This is a genomic window from Nocardioides sp., assembly GCF_030019515.1.
GTDB lineage: Bacteria > Actinomycetota > Actinomycetes > Propionibacteriales > Nocardioidaceae > Nocardioides.
The window spans coordinates 235,419-258,000 of sequence record NZ_JASEEQ010000006.1; the positions used below are offsets into that span (position 1 = coordinate 235,419).

Consider the following 22,582-nt stretch of genomic DNA (forward strand, 5'->3'; position numbering starts at 1 on the left):
AGTAGGGTCCCCTAGACTGGCGTGCGCTTTGCGGCCGCAGGGTTCGGGACCGGCGAGACCGCCTCGAACCGACGTGATGGGGTTGCGCTGTGGGTGGGATCGTCGGCCAGGGCCGCGGTAGTGGTCGCCGGCTCGCGCCCGGCGCTCGCGCTGAGGCGCAGGCCCGATCGGGCGCCGGCACGCCTTCCTGCGACCGCGGGCCCGAGGTCATGCGGTGATCAGCATCGCGGGCGGCTTCATCGCGGCCGTGTTCTTCGCCTCCAGCTCGTTGCTGAACTCTCGCGCCAGCCGGCACATCAGCGGCTGGTCGGTCGTCGCCTGGGCCATGTTGGTGGGACTTGTCCTCACGGCACCACTCGCCGCCCTCTCGGGGATCCCTGACTCGGCCCGATCGAACGTGGGGTGGCTGGTCGTGGCCGGAGTCGGCAACGTCGGGGGACTGGTGCTTGCGGCCTACGCGTTCCGCTGGGGCAAGGTCGGCGTCGTGGCGCCGATCCTTGCCACCGAGGGGGCGCTCGCTGCCGTGATCGCCGCCCGGCTGGGAGAGAGCCTGGCGCCGAACGTCGTCTTCCTCCTCGTCGTCATCATGGTCGGCGTCGTCCTGGCCGCAGGAACGCCCGACCCCTTCCCGTTGGAGCACGAGCGCCTGGCCCTCTCTTCCGGGCTCGCGGTCTGCGGTGCCGTGTTCTTCGGGGTGTCGCTGTATGCCATGGCGCACCTGAGCGGAGAGCTTCCGATCTCGTGGGTCCTCCTGCCAGCACGGGTGGTGGGGGTTCTCGCCCTGACGGTCCCGCTGGTGCTGAGCGGGCGGTTGCAGATCAACCGACGGGTCGCTCCCCTGGTGCTGGGGATGGGCTCCGTCGAGGTGCTGGGTATCGCCGTGTTCTCGTGGGGGGCGCGCGAGAACATCGCGATCGCCTCGGTGCTCTCGTCCCAGTTCGCACCGCTCGCCGCGATCATGGCCTACCTACTTTTCCGGGAACGGCTGGGACGCGTGCAGATCGTGGGAGTGATCGTCATCGTTGCCGGTGTCAGCGGGCTGACCGTCTGGGGATAGGCCCCGCGGCGACACCTGGGGGCGCCGGGAGTGGAGCTCGACCCGCTCGAGGGATTGGCGGGTCGCCTAGTCCACCAGCAGCCTTCACTGACACCCGTCGTCCGGGGGCGGATCCCCAGCAATGCCTGGCTGTCTGGCCCGGCGCCGTACCGCGGTGTCGCTGAACCGACGACAGAGCCGACTCTTGCGCGGCGAAGGTCTTGACAGTCCACGCGACCGCCTCCTAGCGTCCTCTGCGTTACAGAACGCCATTTTGCAATGCAGAATCGGAGCCATGAGTACTTCACCGCGCAACAACTCCTCGTCGGTCCGGCGTGCGCTCGCGATCCTGAACGTGCTCGCTACCTGGAATCGCGGGGAGGGCGCATCGTTGTCCGACCTCGCTCTGCAGGTTGGGGCCTCCAAGAGCACGATCCTGAGGCTCCTGACGCCTCTGCTGGAGACGAGGCTCGTGCAGCAGCGGCGCGACGGTAGCTATGCGGTGGGCGTAGGAGCGGTGTCCCTCGGCGGCGCCTACCTGAACAACCTCGACCTCCGAGCAGCTGCTCGACCGTTGCTTGCCGAGCTGGCCAAGGTGTCGAACGAGACCGTTCACCTGATGGTCTACAGCGATGCGCAGGTGGTCTACGTCGACAAGATCAGCGGGTCTGCTCCCATGCAGATGGCGTCCCGGGTGGGGGACCGTGCTGCGGTCCATTCCACGGCGTCGGGCAAGGCAATCCTGGCGCACCTGCCGACCGAGGAGTTCGACCGTGTCGTCACGGCCGGGCTGCCCAGACGAACAGATCGCACCATCGTCTCGGCAGACAAGCTCGCGGAGGATCTCGCCACGATCCGCGAACGCGGCTTCAGCGTCGACGACATCGAGAACGAGGACGGCATCCGCTGTCTCGCGAGTCCGGTGTTCGACCACATGGACGCCGTGGCCGCGGCGGTCAGCGTCTCAGGCCCTGCCGATCGCATCGGCGACCGGATGGAAGAACTGGCGGACCTCATCTCGTCGGCTGCCGACAAGATCTCCGAGCTGCTCGGCGCTCGCAGGCACAACCGAAACACCCGTCTACATCCTCGTCCAGACCAAGAAAAGGAAGTTACATGAAGCAGTCCAAGACCCGCATCGTCTCGGTCGCCGTAGGTGTTCTCGCCACCCTCAGCCTGGTCGGATGCACTCCGGGGACGGCTGGGGACTCCTCCGACGCGTCCTTCGAGAGCACGGCGACCTCGTCTGCCCTCAAGACGGTGCTCGAGCGGGGAACTGTCCGGGTCGGCGACTGTCTCTCGTTCGCGCCGTTCGGGTTCAAGGACGAGAGCGGGGAGCCGGACGGCTACGACGTCGACATCGCGAAGCGCCTCGCCGAAGACCTGGGAGTGAAGCTGGAGGTCGTTGACACGACCTCGGCGAACCGGATCCCGAACCTCCAGACCGACAAGGTCGATGTCGTCTTCTGCAACTTCACGAGGAACGGCGAGCGCGCTCGGGAGATCGACTTCACCGACCCGTACGTCGTGGCGAGTCAGGCCCTGCTGGTCCACAAGGACAGCGGCATCTCCTCGGCTCAGGACCTGCCAGGCAAGACCGTCGCGACCGTCAAGGGGTCGACCAACGCCGATGTCCTCAAGGACCTCGGGATCGACGTCAAGACCGACGAGTACGACACCTCGCAGGCAGCGATCCTTGCCGTCAAGCAGGGACAGGCCGACACGATGATCGAGGACTCCAACTTCCTCGCCTACCAGGCGAAGCTGAACCCGGCCCTGGAAGTCACCAGCGATGCCCTGGTCCCGCTGGAGTACAACGCCTTCGGCGTCAAGCAGGGCGACCAGGTGTGGGTGAACTACCTCAACCAGTTCCTGTTCCGCCTGAACGCGTCAGGCGAGAACAAGAGCCTGTACAACAAGTGGTTCGGCGTGGACCCGACGTACCCGCTGAACCCCCAGTACTGACCATCCACTCAGGCTCACCGGCACGTTGAGAGGAGAACCCGGTGTCTTACCAGTGGCGCACCGTGTTCGAGTACCTGCCCGAGTTCCTGGACGCGATGGGCTTGACCTTGTGGATCACTCTCCAGGCGTTCCTGCTGGCTCTGGTATGCGGTCTGGTCGCTGCGCTCGCCAGGAACTCCAGGTGGGTGATGTTCCGGCTGCTGGCCGGGGCGTACGTGGAGGTGATCAGGAACACTCCCGTTCTCCTGCAGATATTCGTCGTCTTCTTCGCCTTGCCGTCGGTCGGAGTCCGTCTGGACGCGGTGACGGCGGGCGTCGTAGCCATCGGCGTGAACGTCGGCGCGTATCTGTGTGAAGTGTTCCGGGCCGGCATCTCCTCGGTGGCACGCGGCCAGGGTGAGGCGGCGCAGGTCCTGGGGCTTTCGCCTCGCCAGACCTTCGCATCGGTCATAGCGCCGCAAGCGTTGCGAAACGTGTACCCGGCAACGGTCAACAACCTGATCCAGGTACTCCTGGGCACCTCGCTGCTCACCGCCATCGCGGTCCCGGAGCTGACCGGGGTAGCCACGGTGATCAACGCGCGAACCCTGCTGTTCGTCCAAGTCTTCGCCCTCACCTTGCTGCTCTACCTGATCCTCAGCAACGCCCTGTCGTTCGCGGCCGGGCTCCTGGGACGGGTGATGTTCAAACCCGCGCTGGATCAGGCAAGACCGGGATTGTGGCCCCTCCGCCGGACACGGCCCTCAGCCATTCCAGTGGAGGTGAGCTCGTGAACTGGCAGCTCATCTGGATCAGCCTTCCCCAGCTGTTGCGAGCATTCCTGCTGACGCTTGAGCTGGCCGTGGTGTCGATCATCGGGTGCACGGTCATCGGGCTCCTGGTCGGGGGCCTTCGGACCGTTCGTCTGCGCATCGTCGCGGGCCTCGCACGGGCGTACGTGGAGGTGTTCCGGGGCTCACCACTGCCCATTACGTTGCTCTTCGTGTACTTCGGTGCCGCGCTCTACCTCGGCTACAGCTCCAACGTGTTCGCCGCCGCTGCGGTGGGCCTCAGCGTCTATCACGGCGCATACGTCGCCGAGATCTTCCGTTCGGGGATCCAGGCTGTCCCGTCGGCTCAACGAGAAGCTGCACAGACGCTGGGACTCTCGGCGATGCAGACCTTCAGGTTCGTCGTCCTTCCCCAGACCCGACGCATCGTGTTTCCTCCCCTGATCGGTCAGTTCATCTCGCTGATCAAGGACACCTCGATCGCGTTCGTCATCGGTTTGGTGGAGCTCATGAAGGCCGGCCAAGCCATCGTGGACCGGACCGCCGAACCGATTCCCATCTACCTGACGATCGCAGCCCTGTACTTCGTCATCTGCTACCCACTCTCTCTGTGGGTGCGCAGGAATGAGAGAAAGATCGTGCCCGCATGACCGCGACAGCAAACGGCGCCACCATCGGGAGCAACGTCCAGCTCCGCGCCGTCACGAAGGCGTTCGGCGCAGTAGAGGTCCTCAAGAACATCGATCTCGAGGTCGAGGACGGCGAGGTGGTCGTCCTGATCGGTGCGTCAGGCTCCGGCAAGAGCACCCTACTGCGAATCATGAGCGGCCTCGAGACCGCGGATTCGGGACAGGTGTTCGTGGGCGGCATTCCCATGCACGAGCCGAAGCGTGCCCCTGAGATCCGCGGTCACGTGGGGATGGTGTTCCAGCAGTTCAACCTCTTCCCTCACCTGAACGCCATGGGGAACGTGACGCTCGCGCTGCGGAAGGTGCTCAAGATGAGCACCAACGAGGCGGAAGCGGTCGCGTTGAAGGCGCTGACGCGGGTCGGGATGCAAGACCGTTGCGAGAACTATCCATCCCAGCTCTCCGGTGGGCAGCAACAGCGTGTCGCGATCGCCCGGGCCCTTGCCGTGAACCCTCGCATCATGTTCTTCGACGAGGCGACCTCTGCGCTCGACCCCGAGCTCGTTGGCGAGGTCACCTCGGTCATGCGGAGCCTGGCCACGGAGGGCATGACGATGGTGGTGGTGACTCATGAGATGGGCTTCGCACAGAGGACGGCCGACCGCGTGGTCTTCATGGACGACGGGGTCATCGCCGAGCAGGGAACGCCTGAGCAGGTCCTGCAGAACCCGCAACACCCCCGCACCCAACAGTTCCTGGCTCGCGTGTTCGAAGCCTGACTGGTTCTGAGCCGATCCGACACCCCCGAAAGGCAACCACCATGCCCACAACCGAACACCTTGCAGCCCTCGGCCTCGAGCTTCCGCCCGTGCCCGTACCGGTGGCCAACTACGTACCGGCGCGCCGCGTGGGCAACCTGGTCTTCTCCTCCGGCCAGACGCCGACTCGCGACGGGAAGCTGCTGTTGAAGGGCAAGCTGGGACGAGAGCTCGACGTGGCCCAGGGGCAAGAGGCAGCTCGCCTCTCGATCCTGAACTGCCTGGCTGCCCTCGAGCAGGAGCTCGGAAGCCTCGACGCGATCGAGAGTGTCGTGAAGCTGACAGGATTCGTCGCGTCGGCGGAGGGCTTCGAGGACCACCCGGCGGTGATCAACGGCGCCTCGGTCCTGCTCGAGCAGGTGTTCGGCGAGCGCGGGAAGCATGCCCGGTCGGCGTTGGGTCTGGCGGAGTTGCCGTACGGCGCCCCGGTCGAGGTGGAGCTGATCGTCAGCGTGAAGCCGGACCAGTGACGCACCCATACACGAGTCACGACGGCACCTTCAAGTCGGCGCCGGGGGACGGCCACGAGCCGATAGCGGTGGGGACCCACGTCCTGACCGACGGCACGGTGTTCTCGCCTGTGATGGTGTTGAAGGAGTCGGCTGTCGAGCACAACCTGTCCGAGCTCGCGCGCTATTGCCAGGACGAGGGTGTCCTCGTCGCGCCGCACGGAAAGACGACCATGTCTCCGGAGCTGACGCGTCGCCAGCTGAGTGCCGGGGCATGGGCGATCTCTGCCGCCACCCCGGCTCAGGTCAGGACTCTCTGGCAGTTCGGCATCCCCCGGGTGCTGCTGGCCAACGAGCTCGTGGACCGCGCCGGGATCGACTGGATCGTCAGGCACCTCTCGGAGCGTCCCGACCACGAGTTCCTGTGTTACGTAGACTCCTTGGAAGGCGTGCGGATCCTCGACGAGACCGTGCGTGCTGTCGGAGCCGACGTCGCTCTCGACGTACTGGTAGAGGTCTCGATTCCCGGAGCACGCACCGGCGTCCGCACCCAGGACGAGGCCGAACGGGTGGCACGGGCCGCATCGGCGTCCCAGAGCCTGAACCTCAGGGGCGTCGCCGGCTACGAGGGGGCCCTGGTCACCGGTCGAGGCTCTGCCACGACAGCGACGATCACCTCCTACTGTCAGCACGTCGCCCAGGTCGCTGCGGTCCTCGACGCGCAGTCACTCTTCAGCAGCAACGAGGTGATTCTGAGCGTCGGCGGAGGCGCCTACTTCGACATCGTCGTCGACACCCTCAAGACCGCCGTGCTGCCGCGGTCGGAGCCCGTCATCGTGATCCGATCCGGCAGCTACGTCTCGCATGACGACGGGCTGTACCGGGACATCTCCGCGTTCAGCCAGCCCGCGTCGGCACACACGCTGCAACCGGCACTGGAGATCTGGGGCCGCATCCTCTCCCGGCCCGAGCCCGACCTCGCATTCGCCGACTTCGGCAGGAGGGACGTTCCCTTCGACCAAGGGCTGCCGCTGGTGCGTCGTGTCCGCAACGCCGAGGGTCTAGACGAACGTCCCGGTGATGAGCTGTCCGTCACCGGCCTCAACGACCAGCATGCCTACATCAGGCTTCCCGCAGCCGACCCGTTGAGACCAGGCGACTGGATCGGATGCGGAATCTCGCATCCCTGCACCGCTTTCGACAAGTGGCGCCACATCCCTCTGGTTGATGACAACTACACCGTCACCGGTTCAGTCACTACCTACTTCTGATCACCGAGCAGACTGGAGAACCACGGGCATATGGTCTCGACCGACAATCCTCGACAGGTGCTTCCGGACGCCATCGCAGACACGCGCATCATCGCTGTGCTGCGGGCCCCGGTCAGCACCCACCTCGTCTCGGTCGCCGTCGTGCTGAACCAAGCGGGGGTCACCTGCATCGAGGTCACCCTCACGACGCCGCGAGCCCTGTCCGTGATCGAGGAGCTTCGGAGCAGCCTCGGCGACTCCGCCGAGATCGGTGCCGGCACCGTCATGACGGTCGCCGATATCGAGGGGGCACGAACAGCCGGCGCGAGCTACACGCTGTCGCCGTGTCTGGACTTGCCGCTGCTCGAGCGGGCACACACGCTGGGGATGCCGCACATTCCTGGCGCGGCCACACCGACCGAGGTCGCGACGGCGTGGAGATGTGGCGCGGCCGCAGTCAAGGTCTTCCCGGCCTCCCAGCTGGGCGGCCCCGCGTACCTGCGGGCCCTGCGCGACCCGCTTCCCGACGTACAGCTCATCCCCACCGGCGGTGTGAGGGAGGAGCACATCACGGAGTACCTGCGCGCCGGTGCCGTCGCTGTCGGCATCGGGACGCCGTTGACCCAACGCGCACTGGTCGACGGGCCGGACCCGGAGCTCCGGGACCGCGTTGAGCAGTTCGTCACCGCGGCGCGCCAGGGCGGGAGACACACATGAGCGGCCATGAGACGGCGGAGGTGGAGCTCGTCACCATGGGCGAGACCATGGCGCTCCTGACCCATCTCGAGACGACTCCCCTCCGGCATGCACGGCAGCTGGAGCTCGGTGTCGGCGGTTCAGAGTCCAATGTTGCGATCGGTGCAGCTCGACTAGGGATCGTGGCCTCCTGGACCGGACGGGTCGGCGGCGACGAGCTCGGTCACCTCGTGCTCCGGGAGCTCCGAGCAGAAGGTGTACGGGTCCATGCGTCCATGGATGCTTCCCGGCCGACGGGCATCATGCTCAAGGCGCCGCGGACAGGTCACTCGACGCACGTGACCTACTACCGCACCCACAGCGCCGGATCGGCACTCGGGCCGGATGACGTCGACGTGGAACAGCTCCAGAACGCAAGGGTGTTCCACACCAGCGCGATCACACCCGCCCTGAGCCAGTCGGCGGCCGACGCGGTCCGCAAGTCCGTGCAGATCAGCCGCGATTCCGACACAATCGTCTCGATAGACCTGAACTTCCGCCGGGCGCTGTGGTCCGAGGACGAGGCACGCGAAGAGTTCCGGTGGCTGGCCGCGAACGCAGATGTGGTCTTCGCCTCGGAGGCTGAGGCGCGCATCGCCTGCCCGGGACAAGACGCGACGACGTTGGCACACGAGCTGGCAGCTCTGGGCGGCGGCATCGCCATCGTCAAACGAGGTCCACTCGGTGCCGTCGCGTCGATACACGGCCATGACCACATGGTCGAGCCGATTCCCGTGCAGACGGTCGACCCCGTCGGCGCCGGCGACGCGTTCGCGGCGGGATTCCTCGCTGCCCTCATCCGAGATGGCGCACCGACAACGGGCCTGCGCTGGGCAGCCCTCATGGGCGCCTGGGCTGCTACCACCAAGGGCGACTGGCAGGGGCTCCCCAGCCTCGAAGACCTGGAATCACTCCGACATCCAGGCGACGACGTGCTGCGCTGAACGCCGACGGTCCCTGTCAGGAGGCTCGGCTCTCTCGATGTCGGTGCGAGCACGCCCCACGATCCACCGAGAATGACTCATACCGTCTAGCTCTTGGGTCGCTCCGACTTCGGGTCATACATCGGTTGCAGACTGGCCCGGACGCCGTGTCGCTCTCCGGCAAGCTCCACCGCGTACCGCCCCGACTCGTACCAGGATCGCGGCAGGCCGGCCTCCGGCGCGTTGACGTACCCGAGCGCGACGGCGCGGCCGAGCGTATGGCCGTAGGCCGCGGACGTCACCCGGCCGACGAGCTCGCCGTCGCGGAAGATCGGCTCGTCGTGCAGGAGCATCGGCGCCGGGTCGTCGAGCGCGAGTTGTACCAGGCGTCGCCGCGGACCGTGCGCCTTCTGGCGGAGCAGCGCCTCCCGGCCGGTGAAGCCCCCGGGCTTGTCCCAGGCGACCGCGAAGCCAAGGCCCGCCTCGAGCGGGGTGTCCCCGCTGGAGATGTCGTGCCCCCAGCCACGGTAGGCCTTCTCGAGCCGCAGGGAGTTGAGGGCGTGGTAGCCCGCCGGACGCAGCCCGAGACGAGCGCCGGCGTCGCGCAGCGTGTCCCACACGTGCACCGCGATGTCCGCCGGGACCAGGAGCTCCCAGCCGAGCTCACCCACGTAGGTGATCCGCGTCGCCCGCACGAAGCCCAGGCCGAGATCGATCTCGCGCGAGGTGCCGAACGGGAAGGCGGTGTGGGAGAGGTCGCTGTCGGTGAGCGGTTGTAGGAACCGGCGCGCCTCCGGCCCCATCACGGCGACCATCGCCATCGTTCCCGACACGTCGGCGACGGTCGCGTTCTCGGACTCGCCGATCGCGCGGCGTAGCCAGTCGAGGTCCCGGTACGCCGACGCCGGAGCCGTGAGCACGAGGTACTCGTGCTCGTCGAGGCGGGTGACGGTGAGGTCGGCCTCGATGCCGCCCCGGTCGTTGAGCCACTGCGTGTAGACGATCCGGCCCGGGTCCACGTCGACGTCGTTCGCGCACACGCGCTGCAGCACCGTCGTCGCATCGCGGCCCTGGACCAGCAGCTTGCCGTAGCTGGAGATGTCGAACATGCCGACGTTCGTGCGTACGGCGTCGTGCTCCTCGGCCGAGCGCCGGAACCACGACGGGCGACCCCAGGTCGGGGGCTCGTCCCGGTCGTCGCCGGGCCGCGCGTACCAGTTCGGGCGCTCCCACCCCAGCAGCTCCCCGAACACGGCGCCCGCCGCGGCGGTGCAGCCGTGCAGCGCGCTGCGCCGCAGCGGCCGGGCGCTGCGGCGCTGCTCGAACGGCCAGTGCACCGCGTAGGACAGGTCCAGCGTCTCGGTGACCCGCTGCTCCAGGAAGCGCCGGTTGGTCTCGTGCGGCATCGTCCGGCGCGGGTCGACCTCCGGTAGGTCCACCGGCGGGTGCCCGTCGACGATCCAGTCGGCGAGCACCGCCCCGGCGCCCGGCCCGCTGAGCATCCCGACGGAGTTGAAGCCCGCCGCCACGTAGTAGTCGCGCAGGCCGGGCACCTCGCCGAGGTGGTAGAGCCCGTCGGGGGTGAAGCTCTCCGGACCGCAGAAGAACAGCCGGATCCGGGCGTCAGCCAGCGCCGGGATCCGGTCCGTCATCCGCTCGTAGAACGGCCCGATGTGGTCCCAGTCCTCGGGCAGGTGGATGAACCCCTCGTTGTCGGGGATCCCGCCGGAGGCCCAGGCGTAGCTGCCCGGCTCGAAGAAGCCCACCATGAGGGACCCGGCGTCGTCCTTGACGTAGGAGAAGTCGTCCCCGCTCTTCACGGTCGGCATCCCGACCGGCAGGCCGTCGATCTTGTCGGTGACCACGTAGTAGTGGGCGAGGGCCTGCAAGGGGTGCTGCACGCCGGCCATCGCGCCGGTCTCTCGCCCCCACATCCCGGTGCAGTTGACCACCACGTCGGCCTCGACGTCGCCGAGGGTCGTGGACACGCCCACGACGCGGCCACCCTCGGTGGCGAACCCGGTGACCGTCACATGCTCGCGCAGCCGGGCCCCGCCGGCCCGGGCCCCCCGGGCCAGGGACATCGTGATGTCGGTGGCGGTCGCCCGGCCCTCGTCGGGGTAGTACGCCGAGCACACCAGCCCGTCCGAGGAGAGCAGCGGGAACAGCTCGAGGGTCTGGCCGGGGTCGAGCATCTCGACCCGGATGCCATTGCCCCGTGCGCTCGACGCCTGGCGCAGCAGCTCCTGGCGCCTCGCCTCGGTCGTCGCCAGGTGGAGGGTGCCCGTCTGCTGGTAGCCGGTCGAGAGTCCCGTCTCCGCCTCGAGCGTGCGGTAGATCTCCAGGCTCCTCCTGACGATCTCCCGGGTCCCCCAGGTCGGCCGGGCCTGGGTGATCAGGCCGGCTGCGTGCCAGGTGGTCCCGGAGGTGAGGGTGTTCTGCTCCAGCACCAGGACGTCTCGGACTCCGCGCCTCGTCAACTGATGGGCGACGCTGCAGCCGACGATGCCGCCCCCCACGACGACGACCTGGGCATGGCGAGGCAAGGGGTCGGCCACCGGCTTCTCCTCCATCTGGTGGGACGTGTCAGGACGCGGGTCGTGGCGGTCGGCAGGTCACGGTTGCGGCTGGACCGATGCCGGACCGACTGGCTGGGCGTCGGCCTCGGCGCCGGTCCGGTAACCGCCGCGACCGGCCCTGCGGATCAGCGTCACCGTCAGCACCGCGTGCACGACCGCGGCGACCAGGGCGGCCGGCAGGGACGCACCGAGGAACGAGAACGGCTCCCGGATCACATAGGTCTGCGGGTTGAGCAGGTACAGGTAGGTGACCACGCCGGCGGCCATGGCCACGACCGCGGCCGGGTTGAGGCCGAACCAGTACGCGTACGGCGCATCCGGGCTCCGGTCGTAGATGGCGCGCAGGCTGATGTTCTGACGACGCAGCCCGAAGTAGTCGACGATCTGGATGCCCACGATCGGAGCGAAGAACACGCCGATGTAGGCGAGGAAGGTGCCGAAGTGGTCGAAGAACCAGTCGGGCAGCACCACGCCGATCACCATCACCGGGACCAGTGACAGCGCGAGGGCGACGTTCCACGACAGCCGTCCGAGCCCGGGGACCGACTTGAGGCCGACCGTGGACGCGTAGATGCCGGCGGTGGCCGTGCCGAAGTTCGCGGCGATCACGAACAGCAGCGCGATCGCGCCCAGGAAGTTCCCGCCGACCTCGGTCATCCACTGCGCGGGGTCCGAGGTCTCGAGGACCAGGATGCCGGCCAGCCCCACGACGCTGAGCACCGGCACGGGCAGCCCCATGCCGAGCATCGACGGCATGACCGCGATCCGCGGGCTAGGCGCCTGCCGGGTCATCGAGCCGATGTAGGGCCACCACGAGAGCAGGCTCACCAGCCCGATCTCGACGCCGTACTGGAAGTCCAGGCGCTTCGCCGAGGCGTACGCCGGCTGCGCGTCGGCGAGATCTCCGCCCTGCTTGATGAGCAGCATCGCGATCAGGAAGACGCCGACCCCGACGATGAAGAAGAACAGCACGGCCGACACGCGCTCCAGGCCGGTCGCGCCGCGCACGAGGATCACGAAGACCACGGCGCAGGCGACGAGAGTGCCGATCGGCACCACCCACGACTCGATGCCCGACCCGCCGATGCCGACCGCGTTGAGGAACTCGGCGAACGACTTGCCGAAGAAGATGAGCAGCAGCGAGTTCCAGCCGATGATCGACAGGTACTGCAGCGACACGGTGAGGGTCCAGCCGTTGCGCCCGAACTGGGGGACGGCGGCCTGGATGGAGTCGATGCCGTAGCGGCTGGAGGCGGGTACGACGGCGAGCGTGACCAGCAGCATGCCGATCATGGCTCCGGCGGTCATCGCCAGCGCTCCCGGCCAGAGCGGCAGGTAGTAGCCGACGTACTCGCCGATGATGTAGCACCAGGTCGCCGACGCGGCCACGAGCAGGACGACGAACAGCTGCCGCGTCCTCCAGGTGCGTTCACCCGGCAGCAACGGCCAGGCCGTCTCGGCGTCGCGGCTCTCGGGCACGGTGACCGGGTGCTCCCGCACGCTCATGACGGCCACCCGACGAGCCAGCCGAGGACCAGGCACACGATCGGGAGCACCACCCCGGTCGCCGCCAGGATCGTCCAGTCGGCGGTGACCAGCGGTCCCGGGTCGTTCTCGGGCAGCTCGTAGAAGCGGATCCGCTCCTCGAGCTCGGCGGGCATGGGTTTGTCCATCTCGGTCTTCCTCTCGGTCAGCCCCGAAGCGGTCAGCGGCTGTTGTCGGGGTAGCACTCGTCGTCGGGGTACGGGAACCACCAGAAGTCCTGGGGGCTGGCGGCCGAGTCCACCATCACCAGCTTCGTGTGTCGGAACTGGTCGAGCCCTTCGGCGCCGAGCTGCCGGCCGGTGCCGGAGAGCTTGCGGCCGCCGAACGGGCCCGCGTCGTTGTCGAGCAGAGGGGCGTTGACCCACACCATCCCGGACTCCAGGCCGGTCGTGGCGCGCGAGACCTCGAGCAGGTCGCGGGTGAAGATGTTGGCGCCGAGCCCGAAGTCGGAGTCGTTGGCCAGCCGCATCGCCTCGTCGAAGCTCGACACCCGCACCAGCGGTGCGACCGGGCCGAAGCTCTCGCCGTGGACGATGTCCATGTCCGGTGTGACGTCGAGGAGGACCGTCGGCTCGTAGAACCAGCCGCTGTCCAGACCCTCGGGGCGCCCGCCACCGCACGCGACCGTCGCGCCCTGCTCGACGGCGCGGTCCACGATCGCGGTGAACCGCCGGTACTCGTGCTCGTTGACCATCGGCCCCATGTCGACCTTGTCGAGCCCGTTGCCGACCCGGACCTTGCGGGCCTCCTCGACGAGCCGGGCGGCGAACTCGTCGTACACCTCGGTGTGCACGTAGAACCGCTCGGCCGACGTGCAGACCTGTCCGCAGTTGAGGAACGCGGCGAAGGCCGCGCCGCGGGCGGCGACGTCGAGCGGAGCCGAGGGCATCACCAGGAACGGGTCGTTGCCGGAGGTCTCGATGAGGTGGGGCTTGAAGCTCTCGGCACAGGCCCGGGCCACCGCGCGGCCGGTCGGGACGCTCCCGGTGAACGCGACCATGTGGGTCCCGCGGCTCTCGACGAGCCTGCCGCCGACCCGTCCCCGGCCGGTCACGCACTGCACGACTCCGGGGCCAAGGCCCTCGAACGCCTCCACGAAGCGCAGCGTGCTGAGGCTGGTGTACTCCGACGGCTTGACGACGACCGCATTGCCGGCCGCGAGCGCGGCCGCTGCCTCCCAGCACAGCAGGACGTACGGGTAGTTGAACGGCAGGATGATCGCGACGACGCCCATCGGCTCCTTGACGGTGTAGTGCATCTGGCCCGCCACCGCGGGGCCGATCACGTGGCCGGTGTCGTGGCGTCCGATCTCCGCGTAGTAGTCCAGGGCCGTGATCGACCAGTCGACCTCGTCCGCGCTCTCCTTGTAGGTCTTGCCCATCTCCCGGGTGAGCAGCTCGGCGAGCTCGGAACGCATGCCGCGCAGGGTCTGCGCGACGCGGTGCAGCCGCTCGGCGCGCTCGAGCGCGGACAGCGACCACCAGCCGGGCGCCGCCTCGGCGGCGCCCGCCAGCACGTCGTCGACCTCGTCGTCGGTGGCGTCGGCGACCTCGCCGAGGACCTCGTCGGTGGCCGGGTTGTGCACCAGCCACGCCTCGCCGGCGCTCTCTCGCAGCGCGCCACGCACGTAGAGGCCGCGGCTGAGCCTGCTCATCTGCTTCGGGACGCTCATCGGGGCCTCCGTGCGGTCCGCGTCTCGCCCGTGGGCGAGGTCCGGGTTGGCTGTCGACATGAAGGTAGAGACCGTGTGGCGTGGGCCACAATCGATCGTTAGTATGAACTCCCGCCGTGTCGTCATACCAAGGGACAAGAATGACGCTGACCGTCGAGCAACTGGTCGAGCGCTCGGAGCTGGCCACCCGGGTGATCGCGGGCGCGGCTGGGACCGGCCGGTCGATCGGCTGGGCGCACGTCTGCGAGCTGCCTGATCCCTGGTCCTGGGTCGGGGATGGCGACCTGCTGATGACCACCGGGCTCGGCATCTCGGCGTCGGCGGACGTCCAGGTCGAGTACGTCGAGCGGCTGGCCGCCGTGGGCGCCGCGGGAGTGGCCGTGGGAGAGAACATGAACGCCCCAGCGCTGCACCCGCGGATGCTGGCGGCCGCCGACCGGCACGCGCTGCCGCTCATGATCACCCGCTACGAGATCCCGTTCATCGCCCTCGCGCGGGCCGTCGCCGACGCCAGCACGCAGGAGCACCTCGCCCGCATCGACCAGACCGAGCGCGTCTACGAGGTGCTGCGCCGGTCGAGCGCCCAGGGCCTCGAGCTGGCGGCCCTGCTCGGGGCGCTCGAGGAGGTCGCGCGGTGCCGGCTCGCGATCGTCGACCCCACGACGACGCGTCGTGGGGCACCGGTCCGCGAGGTCCCCGACGCGCTCGCCCGTGCCGTCGCGGCCTGGTCGCCGGTGGACGGCGACGAGGCCCCCGTCGGGTTCGACGTGGCTGGCTTCCAGGCGCGAGCGGCGCTGGTGCCCTCGCCGCGGCCTGCGGCGCTGCTCGCGTGGACCTCTGCGGGAAGTCCTCCGCACTCGATCGTGCTGCAGCACATGGCGGCCGCCGTCGCTCTCCACGAGACCCGGCTCTTCGCCGAGCGTGAGCGCTCACTGCGAGTGGGTGCCTCGCTGCTGGCCCAGATCCTCGACCAGCGGATCGGCGCCGCCACGGCGCGGGACCAGCTCGCGAGCGTCGGTCTCGGCGGCGCCGGCGTCGTACTCGCGGCCTGCGATGCGGGCTCCGACGGGCCGGACCTGCACCTGCTGCACCACGAGCTCGGTGATGCCGGCGTCGACCACATCATGCTGCACCGGCCGCCGACGACCTACGTGCTCCTCTGCGACGATGCGGCCTCGGCCGCAAGCGTCGTCGAGGCCCTGCCGCCAGGGGCGACGGTCGGCATCAGCGACCCGGTGACCGCACCGGCCGACCTGCCCACCGCCCAGCGGCAGGCACGGTGGGCGCTGCACCGCGCCCAGGAGCGGCGGCTGCCGCTGCTGCACCACTCCGACGACCTCGGCGACTCGGTCTTCCTGCCCGGCGACCGCGACGACAGCCGGGCGGCGGCGCGACGCGTCCTCGGGGACCTGCTGACGTACGACGCGACCCACGACACGCATCTGATCGAGTCGTTGCAGATCTTCTTGCAGGAGAATCGGTCCTGGCAGCGCGCCGCCGACCGGCTGCACATCCACAAACAGACCTTGGTGTATCGCATGCGCCGGGTAGAAGAGCTCACCTCCCGCAAGACCTCCGACACCGCCGACATCGCCGATCTGTGGTTGGCGTTGCAGGCAGCGACCGCCTCCGGCCTCGTCGAGCCGTGAGCACGCTCCCCGGGATCGCGGAGGGCCGGCAACCTGCTACCTGCGCGTGACCTGGTCGCGGAAGGCTCGTTGGATCGCACAACCACTCACTCGGGAGTTCTCGCATGCCTCTGCGCACGACCATCAGCATCCTCGGCGTCACCCTGGCCGCCATCACCACCACTCTCGTCGGCGGTCCCGCCACCGCCGCGACCAACGATCCGCTGCGGTCCCAGCAGTGGGGCCTCGACCAGGTCCGGGCCGAGGCCGCCTGGGCCACGAGCACCGGCTCCGGGGTCGTGGTCGCCGTCGTCGACTCCGGGGTCGACCTGAACCACCCCGACCTGCAGGGCCAGCTGGTCTCCGGCGTCACCACGGTCGGCTGCGGACCCAAGCAGAGCTACTGCGGTGACGGCAGCTGGGTGGGCATGGACGGCGAGGCCCAGCCCGCCGACAGCCATGGCACCCACGTGAGCGGCATCGTGGCCGCGGCGGCTGACAACAGCCTCGGAATCGCGGGTGTTGCCCGGGACGCCAAGGTGATGCCGATCAAGTCGCTCGAGGACGGCAGCGGCTCCTTCGGGGACATCGCCAACGGGATCCGGTACGCCGTCGACCACGGCGCCAGCGTCGTCAACCTGAGCCTCGGCGCCGTCCCGGGTGCCCAGGCCCTCAGCCTCACCGGACTCGAGTCGACCGTGACCGACGCCATCGCTTACGCCACCGCCCAGGGCGTGCTCGTGGTCGCCGCCGCGGGCAACGAGAGCTTCCCGGTCTGCGACACGCCATCGTTCGAGGCCGGCGCCCTGTGCGTCACCTCGACGACCCGCGACGAGACCCCGGCGTGGTACTCCAACGGCGCGATCAAGCCCGACATGGACGCCGTGGCCGCACCGGGCGGCGCCGGGCTGGTGGCCTGTGCGGACGACATCGTCTCCACGGTGCCGCTCGGTACCGGATCGGCTGCCTGCGGCCAGCAGGACTACGACTACTACGCGGGCACCTCGATGGCGACACCGCACGTCGCGGGCGTGGCGGCCCTGCTCTACGCCCAGGGACGCACGGCGGCCAACGTCCACGACGCCCTGGTCGACACCGCCCGCACACCGGGACTCGGCACCGGGGTGTTCACGAGCAGCTACGGCCACGGCATCGTCGACGCCCAGGCGGCGGTGGCCAGTCCGGTCGTTACCGCCGCCACCGTCGTCCGACCGCACGGCAAGAAGAAGTAGGCCCGCCCGGCCACCGGGGTCCGCGGTCCGGGTCCGTGTCGGCCCGGTCGGCTCAGCCGCGGTCGTCGCTGGTGGCGCGGGCCAGCCGGGCGACCACCTCGTCCAGACTGCTCGACCTGGCGAACACGTCGCGCTGCCAGGTCGCCCCGTTCCCGTGCTGGAGGATCCGGTCGACTCCTTCGGCGACCAGGCCGTCGTCCCCGCTGCGGCGCAGGGCCGGGCGGACCTCGTCGACAAGCCGGCCGACGACCTCGGCGGCGGGGAGCGGACGGGCGGTCAGCGGATCGAGGAGGCTCGCGCCGATGCCCCACCTGGAGGCGTGCCAGGTGGCCAACCTCAGCAGTACGGCGGACACCTGCGGCGGCGGTTCGCCGGCAGCCCAGGACGCGGCGCTGGTCTCGACGAGCGCGCGGCACAGGGCGGCGATCAGCACCGTGTCGCGCACGTCGAGGCAGACGTCCGTCACACGGACCTCCACAGTGGGGAAGCAATGCGACGCGCGGGCGTCGAAGTACAGCATCCCTCGGTCGAGGACGACCTCGGCGGCGAGCACCTGCTCGACCAGCTCCTCGTAGGCCATTGCGGTCTGGAACAGCTCCGTCGGGCCGGACACCGGCCACCGGCCGAGCGCCTGGATCCGGAAGCTCGCGTAGCCGGTGTCCCGGCCCTGCCAGAAGGGGGAGTTGGCGCTGAGCGCGAGCAGCGCCGGCAGCCAGACCCGGATCCGGTCCAGGACCCCGACGGCCTCGGCCGTCGACCTCACCGAGACGTGCACGTGGCAGCCGCAGGTGAGCTGCTCGTCGGTGACGATCCCGAACCGCTCGGCCATCCGGTCGTAGCGCGGGTCCCGTACCCGCTGCGGCTCGACCCGGACGGGGGAGGTCGCGCTCGCCACCAGCCGGGCGCCGGCCCCGGCCGCGGCCGAGGCGGCGACGGCCCGCCAGGCACGCAGCTCGGCCTCGAGCGAGGCCATCGAGTCGTGCGGTGACGTGTAGACCTCGAGCTGCTGCTCCTGCAGCTCGTGGACCAGCGCCCCGGTCGTGACCTCCCCTCCCGCGATGCCCCGCTCGGTCGCGGCCCGAAGCGCCCGACTCGCGGCCGGGATCGGCCGGCCGTGGTCGGCATCGACGAGGAGGAACTCTTCCTCGACCCCGACGGTCCGCATGCCCACAGTCTGCGGCTGTCCGGCTGGCCGCTCCAGCGCTTCGTGCTTGCGCGCCGCCACGACGACACCGGAGGCCGCGGCGAGGGCACCCCGGGGTCACCCGCACCTGTCCTCTCGTCGTGGATGGTCGCGCCCGCCTGGGCGCCGTACGCTGACGGACGTGGAGCGGGAGGCCGACGACTCGGGCGTGACGCTGGCGGAGCTGTTGGCCGCGTACTCGCTGGCGACCGACCTCGGCCTCGGCCAGCCGATGGAGCACCTGCTCCGATCGTGGCGGATCGCCGCCCGACTCGGCACCCACGTCGGACTCCCCGATGACGAGCAGGCTGCCCTGTTCTACGTCGCGATGCTCTCGTGGGTGGGATGCGTCGCGGACGCCCCGGAGGTCGCGGCCACCTTCGGGGACGACATCTCCTTCCGTTCCGACAGCTACGACGTCGACCTCGGGGGAATGGCGGCGTACCGCTTCTTCCTGGGCCACGCGGGGGCCGGCGCCTCGGCGGCGGCGCGCGCCAGGGTGGCCGCCACGCTCCTGGCCACCGGCGGTCGTCGAGTCATGCGCGGCATCCAGGCCCACTGCCTGATCACGTCCACACTGGCCGAGCGGCTCGGTCTCGACGACGCCGTGTCGGCGGCGGTGCGGCAGTTCTTCGCGCGCTGGGACGGTCAGGGCGTCCCGCCACACGTCGGCGGGGAGGACCTGTCGCCCTGGGTCCGGCTGTTCCACGTCGGCGACATCACCGAGGTGTACCACCGCAACGGCGGCGTGGAGGCCGCGGTCCGGGTCGCCCGGGAGCGCCGCGGACGGCAGTTCGACCCGGCCCTCGCCGACGCGTTCTGCGACATCGCCACGGAGGTCCTCCCCGCTCTCGGCGACGACGACGACCTCCGGGGCATGCTCGCCGACGAGCCCGCCCTGCGGCGATGCCTGTCCGGGTCCGAGCTCGACGACGCGCTGGCCGCACTCGCCGACTTCACCGACCTGCGCTCGCCGAACCGCGCGGGACACTCCAGCGGCGTCGCCGAGCTCGCCGGAGCGGCCGCCTCGTGCCTCGGCCTTCCGGCTGCGGACGTGGCCGCTTCGCGTCGGGCCGGGTACGTGCACGACATCGGCCTGCACGGGGTGCCGTCGACGATCCTGGACAAGCCGGGCGCGCTGTCCGCGACGGAGTGGGAACGGGTCCGGGTCAGCTCGTACTACACCGAGCGGGTGCTGGCGCACCCGGCGCCACTCGCCAGGATCGGCACGATCGCGTCGTACGCGAACGAGCGCATGGACGGCAGTGGCTACCACCGTGGCGCGAGTGGGGCGTCGATCCCGATGGTGGGCCGGGTCCTGGCGGCGGCCTGCGCCCTGCGCACGATGATCGAGCCCCGGACCGGCCGCCCGGCGAGGTCGGTGAAGGACGCGGCGGCGCAGCTGCGCAGCGAGGCGCGCGCCGGCCGCCTGGACGCCGACGCCGCCGATGCGGTCCTCTCTGCTGCAGGAGCGGGCGGTCGGCGCCGGGTCGCCGGTCCCGCCGGTCTGACCCAGCGGGAGGTGGAGGTCCTGGTCCTGATCGCGCGCGGTGCGGCGACGAGCGAGGTCGCCACCCGCCTCGGGGTCTCCCGCAAGACGGCGGCGACGCACATCGAGCGGATCTACGCCAAGACCGGCGCGTGCTCGCGGTCGACGGCCACCCTGTTCGCGCTGCGCAACGGCCTCCTCGACCCGCTCGAGCCCTGAGGCGATCTCGCGATTTGTCGGGTGTTCGCCCGACGACACCGTCCGGTGGCGCGCCTAGCGTCGTGGCACTCGATCGCCGCGATGCAAGGGAGTCCGTCATGAGCAGAGCAGTCATCAGCCTCACCACCGGCCTGGAGGATTCGGAGAAGGTCGTCGTCGCGTTCCTCGTCGCCGTGGGTGCCGCGGAGACCGGTCGCGAGACCCTGATGTTCCTGACCAAGGAGGCGGTCCGCCTGGCGGTGCCGGGGGTCGCCGTCGGGATCGCCTGCGACGGCTGCCCGCCGATCGAGGAGCTGGTCAAGCGGTACGACGCCGCGGGTGGCCGCTACTACGTGTGCCCGATCTGCGTGAACGCCCGCCGGATCGATCCCGACGACCTCGTCCCGGGGGCGGAGATCAACGGCACCATCCCGATGTGGAACTGGATCGGCGACGAGCCGGCCACGACCTTCAGCTACTGACATGACGACCCCGACGACCCGCCGACTCGACACGACCGACCTCGTGGCCCGCGTCAAGGCGATGTACGAGGAAGTCGCGCTCACGCCGGAGCGTGAGTTCCATTTCGAGACCGGCCGACGGCTGGCCGAGCACCTCGGCTATCCCGCGAGCGACCTGGACGCCATCCCGCCGGAGGCGATCGACTCGTTCGCGGGCGTCGGATACTTCCTCGACCTCGCCGCGATCAGCCCCGGAGAGGTGGTGCTGGACCTCGGCAGCGGGTCCGGGACCGACAGCTTCCTCGCCGCCGTCGCCGCCGGACCGGCCGGTGCCGTCGTCGGGGTCGACATGACCCCGGCGCAGCTCGCGAAGGCGACCCGGCTCGCGGCGACCGCGGGCCTCGTGAACGCCTCGTTCCTCGAGGGCTACATCGAGCACCCACCCGTCGTGACGGGGTCGGTCGACGTCGTCATCTCCAACGGCGTGGTCAACCTGTCCCCGGACAAGCCGGCGGTGTTCCGCGCCGCGGCTGCCGCTCTGCGGCCCGGCGGACGGCTCGCGCTCGCGGACATCGTGACCGCGACCCCGCTCCCGGAGGGGGTCACGTGCGATGCGGCGCTGTGGGCCGCGTGCATCGGGGGCGCCGCGCAACGCGACGACTACCTGACGATGATCGACGCGGCCGGGTTCGCCGTGGAGACGGTCCGAGACAACGACTACCGGTTCGTCTCGGAGCGCGCGGCCGGCGCGACCGCGACGTACGGCGTGCGGAGCATCAGCCTGCTGGCTCGACGCCGCTGATCCACGTCGCGGGTCTGCGTCAGGTGCGCCGCGCCTGCCAGGTGACGCACAGCCACCAGAGGTCGACCGCCTGGAACGGGTCGCGAGGGTCCAGCCCGGTCGCCGCGGTGAGGGCCGCGACCCGGTTGCGCACGGTGTTGGCGTGCACGTACTCCGCCCGTGCGGCCCGCTCCGCGTCGCAGCCGCACTGGAGCCAGGCGCGCACCGTCGCCACCGTGTGGTCGGCGACCCGGCCGAGGCCGTCGATGGCCGGGGCGTGTCGCTCGACGAGCAGTGCGGCGAGGTCGCCGCGGTCCTGCTGGGCGGCGAGGGTCGCGACCTCGGCGACGTCGACCGTCCCGGTGCGGCCGCGGGCGTGGGCTGCTCGCGCGGCGGCCGCGGCCAGCCGCCGCAGGGTACCGGCCTCCTCCGGGGTGCCCGGCCCGGCCACGCCCACCGGCCCCGGGGCCTCTGTGAGCCCGCCCGGCAGCCGGCCGACCACGGCGACGGTCTCGGCCTCGGTGACGGTGACGACCCCGGCCCGCGCTCGTCGTACGGCGCCGGTGAGGCCGGCCACGTCGGGGTGCGGTGCCACGAGGACGTGCAGGCCGGTGGCGGGCAGGCCCGCCGCGGCCGCCGCGAGCGACGCGGCGGACCCACCCTGGAGCAGCCGCCGGACGGTGTCGGCGTCGGTGTCGATCGCGCGCTCCGTCGCCTCGACCGAGCGGTGGGCCTGGAGCAGCCGCGCCCGCACCTCCTGCGCCCAGTCGTCGTAGAGCTCGCGGGCGTCCAGGACCAGTGCCGCCTCCACGCCCGTCTGCGCCGCCGTGACCTTGGCACGCGCCCAGATCCGGCGCTCGGCGACGTGGATGGCCGACAGCACGGCGTGGATGGGCACGCCCTGACGGGCCCGGGTGACGGCGAGGTCCTCGACGAAGGACAGCTCGGCCTCGGTGGGCCCGCGTCGGGAGGCGATCGCCCGGGTAGCAGCGGCCAGCAGGGCGCGGGTGTGCCGGGCGACGTCGGAGGCCTCGAGGCCGGAGATCTCACGGATCGAGGCGCGCACCTCCTCGACGACGTCGTCCATCAGGTCGGGCGCGGCGACGACCCGCTCGATGAGGTCGGCGATCTGATCCCAGTCGGACACCGCACCAGTCTGGATTGTGGTGTGCCACAACGGAAGGGGACTTGTGAGGCCGCGGAACAGGACATCACCGTCCAACGGCCCCTACCTTGTGG

21 protein-coding genes are annotated in these 22,582 nt (G+C 70.1%); 15 read left to right on the forward strand and 6 right to left on the reverse strand.

Annotated elements, in window-relative coordinates; all coding sequences use genetic code 11:
- The first annotated feature begins 247 nt into the window (after window positions 1–247).
- The 10 genes from QMC84_RS11025 to QMC84_RS11070 all read left to right on the forward strand — a co-directional run bounded on the left by QMC84_RS11025 (window position 248) and on the right by QMC84_RS11070 (window position 8,596).
- Window positions 248–1,057 carry an EamA family transporter gene (locus QMC84_RS11025; RefSeq protein WP_300374879.1) on the forward strand — a complete coding sequence of 270 codons (810 nt, stop codon included), beginning with the start codon at window positions 248–250 and terminating at the stop codon, window positions 1,055–1,057.
- Window positions 1,058–1,331: 274 nt separating this feature from the next.
- Window positions 1,332–2,156 (forward strand): IclR family transcriptional regulator, encoded by an 825-nt coding sequence (locus tag QMC84_RS11030; protein WP_300374790.1) that lies wholly within the window; start codon window positions 1,332–1,334, stop codon window positions 2,154–2,156.
- Complete coding sequence (locus QMC84_RS11035) at window positions 2,153–3,001, forward strand: transporter substrate-binding domain-containing protein (protein ID WP_300374792.1); 849 nt, start codon at window positions 2,153–2,155, stop codon at window positions 2,999–3,001. The genes QMC84_RS11030 and QMC84_RS11035 overlap by 4 nt, the downstream gene beginning before the upstream one ends.
- A gap of 41 nt (window positions 3,002–3,042) precedes the next feature.
- Window positions 3,043–3,774: an amino acid ABC transporter permease gene (locus QMC84_RS11040; RefSeq protein ID WP_300374794.1), complete on the forward strand. Its 732-nt coding sequence runs from the start codon at window positions 3,043–3,045 to the stop codon at window positions 3,772–3,774.
- Entirely contained in the window at window positions 3,771–4,421 is a 651-nt protein-coding gene (locus QMC84_RS11045; protein WP_300374796.1) for an amino acid ABC transporter permease, read from the forward strand. Before QMC84_RS11040 ends, QMC84_RS11045 begins: the two co-directional genes overlap by 4 nt.
- On the forward strand, window positions 4,418–5,179 hold the full coding sequence (locus QMC84_RS11050; RefSeq protein WP_300374798.1) for an amino acid ABC transporter ATP-binding protein: 762 nt from the start codon (window positions 4,418–4,420) through the stop codon (window positions 5,177–5,179). The genes QMC84_RS11045 and QMC84_RS11050 overlap by 4 nt, the downstream gene beginning before the upstream one ends.
- Before the next feature lie 41 nt (window positions 5,180–5,220).
- Complete coding sequence (locus tag QMC84_RS11055; protein ID WP_300374800.1) at window positions 5,221–5,688, forward strand: RidA family protein; 468 nt, start codon at window positions 5,221–5,223, stop codon at window positions 5,686–5,688.
- Entirely contained in the window at window positions 5,685–6,938 is a 1,254-nt protein-coding gene (locus tag QMC84_RS11060; RefSeq protein ID WP_300374802.1) for an alanine racemase, read from the forward strand. The genes QMC84_RS11055 and QMC84_RS11060 overlap by 4 nt, the downstream gene beginning before the upstream one ends.
- A gap of 57 nt (window positions 6,939–6,995) precedes the next feature.
- Window positions 6,996–7,634 carry a bifunctional 4-hydroxy-2-oxoglutarate aldolase/2-dehydro-3-deoxy-phosphogluconate aldolase gene (locus QMC84_RS11065; RefSeq protein ID WP_300374804.1) on the forward strand — a complete coding sequence of 213 codons (639 nt, stop codon included), beginning with the start codon at window positions 6,996–6,998 and terminating at the stop codon, window positions 7,632–7,634.
- Window positions 7,631–8,596, forward strand: a complete 966-nt coding sequence (locus tag QMC84_RS11070) for a sugar kinase (protein WP_300374807.1) — start codon at window positions 7,631–7,633, stop codon at window positions 8,594–8,596. Before QMC84_RS11065 ends, QMC84_RS11070 begins: the two co-directional genes overlap by 4 nt.
- 86 nt (window positions 8,597–8,682) lie before the next feature.
- Here QMC84_RS11070 and QMC84_RS11075 read toward each other — a convergent pair whose 3' ends face one another.
- From QMC84_RS11075 to QMC84_RS11090, 4 genes are read right to left on the reverse strand one after another with little or no spacing between them, the layout of a single operon-like run.
- A complete protein-coding gene (locus tag QMC84_RS11075) occupies window positions 8,683–11,133 on the reverse strand; it encodes an FAD-dependent oxidoreductase (protein ID WP_300374809.1) in 2,451 nt (816 codons plus the stop codon).
- A gap of 57 nt (window positions 11,134–11,190) precedes the next feature.
- The gene (locus QMC84_RS11080; protein WP_300374811.1) at window positions 11,191–12,660 is read right to left on the reverse strand and encodes a cytosine permease; all 1,470 of its coding nucleotides are present in this window, start codon (window positions 12,658–12,660) and stop codon (window positions 11,191–11,193) included.
- The gene (locus QMC84_RS11085) at window positions 12,657–12,827 is read right to left on the reverse strand and encodes a hypothetical protein (RefSeq protein ID WP_300374813.1); all 171 of its coding nucleotides are present in this window, start codon (window positions 12,825–12,827) and stop codon (window positions 12,657–12,659) included. The genes QMC84_RS11080 and QMC84_RS11085 overlap by 4 nt, the downstream gene beginning before the upstream one ends.
- Window positions 12,828–12,859: 32 nt before the next feature.
- Window positions 12,860–14,371, reverse strand: a complete 1,512-nt coding sequence (locus tag QMC84_RS11090; RefSeq protein WP_300374815.1) for an aldehyde dehydrogenase family protein — start codon at window positions 14,369–14,371, stop codon at window positions 12,860–12,862.
- Window positions 14,372–14,511: 140 nt separating this feature from the next.
- Between QMC84_RS11090 and QMC84_RS11095 the strand changes: the two genes are divergently transcribed.
- Both QMC84_RS11095 and QMC84_RS11100 read left to right on the forward strand, forming a co-directional pair.
- Complete coding sequence (locus tag QMC84_RS11095) at window positions 14,512–16,020, forward strand: PucR family transcriptional regulator (RefSeq protein WP_300374817.1); 1,509 nt, start codon at window positions 14,512–14,514, stop codon at window positions 16,018–16,020.
- Window positions 16,021–16,124: 104 nt separating this feature from the next.
- Window positions 16,125–17,231: a S8 family serine peptidase gene (locus tag QMC84_RS11100; protein WP_300374819.1), complete on the forward strand. Its 1,107-nt coding sequence runs from the start codon at window positions 16,125–16,127 to the stop codon at window positions 17,229–17,231.
- Between the two features lie 52 nt (window positions 17,232–17,283).
- Here the strand turns inward: QMC84_RS11100 and QMC84_RS11105 are convergent, their stop codons facing one another.
- Entirely contained in the window at window positions 17,284–18,396 is a 1,113-nt protein-coding gene (locus QMC84_RS11105) for a glutamate--cysteine ligase (protein WP_300374821.1), read from the reverse strand.
- Between the two features lie 160 nt (window positions 18,397–18,556).
- On the opposite strand from QMC84_RS11105, the gene QMC84_RS11110 reads away from it, so the two are divergent.
- The 3 genes from QMC84_RS11110 (at window position 18,557) to QMC84_RS11120 (ending at window position 21,364) form a co-directional block, all read left to right on the forward strand.
- Window positions 18,557–20,122, forward strand: coding sequence for an HD domain-containing phosphohydrolase (locus QMC84_RS11110; protein WP_300374823.1), 1,566 nt, complete (start codon window positions 18,557–18,559; stop codon window positions 20,120–20,122).
- A 98-nt stretch (window positions 20,123–20,220) separates the two neighbouring features.
- A complete protein-coding gene (locus QMC84_RS11115; protein WP_300374825.1) occupies window positions 20,221–20,583 on the forward strand; it encodes a DsrE family protein in 363 nt (120 codons plus the stop codon).
- Between the two features lies 1 nt (window position 20,584).
- Window positions 20,585–21,364: a methyltransferase domain-containing protein gene (locus QMC84_RS11120; protein WP_300374827.1), complete on the forward strand. Its 780-nt coding sequence runs from the start codon at window positions 20,585–20,587 to the stop codon at window positions 21,362–21,364.
- A 19-nt stretch (window positions 21,365–21,383) separates the two neighbouring features.
- On the opposite strand, the gene QMC84_RS11125 is transcribed toward QMC84_RS11120, so the two are convergent.
- Window positions 21,384–22,490, reverse strand: a complete 1,107-nt coding sequence (locus tag QMC84_RS11125; protein ID WP_300374829.1) for a helix-turn-helix domain-containing protein — start codon at window positions 22,488–22,490, stop codon at window positions 21,384–21,386.
- Window positions 22,491–22,582: the final 92 nt, after the last annotated feature.

Excerpts from the sequence above, each read along its gene's own strand:
- QMC84_RS11030 (WP_300374790.1), top strand. The coding sequence starts at position 1,332 with ATGAGTACTTCACCGCGCAACAACTCCTCGTCGGTCCGGCGTGCGCTC.
- QMC84_RS11035 (WP_300374792.1), top strand. The coding sequence starts at position 2,153 with ATGAAGCAGTCCAAGACCCGCATCGTCTCGGTCGCCGTAGGTGTTCTC.
- QMC84_RS11050 (WP_300374798.1), top strand. The coding sequence starts at position 4,418 with ATGACCGCGACAGCAAACGGCGCCACCATCGGGAGCAACGTCCAGCTC.
- QMC84_RS11055 (WP_300374800.1), top strand. The coding sequence starts at position 5,221 with ATGCCCACAACCGAACACCTTGCAGCCCTCGGCCTCGAGCTTCCGCCC.
- QMC84_RS11070 (WP_300374807.1), top strand. The coding sequence starts at position 7,631 with ATGAGCGGCCATGAGACGGCGGAGGTGGAGCTCGTCACCATGGGCGAG.
- QMC84_RS11080 (WP_300374811.1), bottom strand. The coding sequence starts at position 12,660 with ATGAGCGTGCGGGAGCACCCGGTCACCGTGCCCGAGAGCCGCGACGCC.
- QMC84_RS11085 (WP_300374813.1), bottom strand. The coding sequence starts at position 12,827 with ATGGACAAACCCATGCCCGCCGAGCTCGAGGAGCGGATCCGCTTCTAC.
- QMC84_RS11090 (WP_300374815.1), bottom strand. The coding sequence starts at position 14,371 with ATGAGCGTCCCGAAGCAGATGAGCAGGCTCAGCCGCGGCCTCTACGTG.
- QMC84_RS11095 (WP_300374817.1), top strand. The coding sequence starts at position 14,512 with ATGACGCTGACCGTCGAGCAACTGGTCGAGCGCTCGGAGCTGGCCACC.
- QMC84_RS11100 (WP_300374819.1), top strand. The coding sequence starts at position 16,125 with ATGCCTCTGCGCACGACCATCAGCATCCTCGGCGTCACCCTGGCCGCC.
- QMC84_RS11105 (WP_300374821.1), bottom strand. The coding sequence starts at position 18,396 with ATGCGGACCGTCGGGGTCGAGGAAGAGTTCCTCCTCGTCGATGCCGAC.
- QMC84_RS11115 (WP_300374825.1), top strand. The coding sequence starts at position 20,221 with ATGAGCAGAGCAGTCATCAGCCTCACCACCGGCCTGGAGGATTCGGAG.
- QMC84_RS11120 (WP_300374827.1), top strand. The coding sequence starts at position 20,585 with ATGACGACCCCGACGACCCGCCGACTCGACACGACCGACCTCGTGGCC.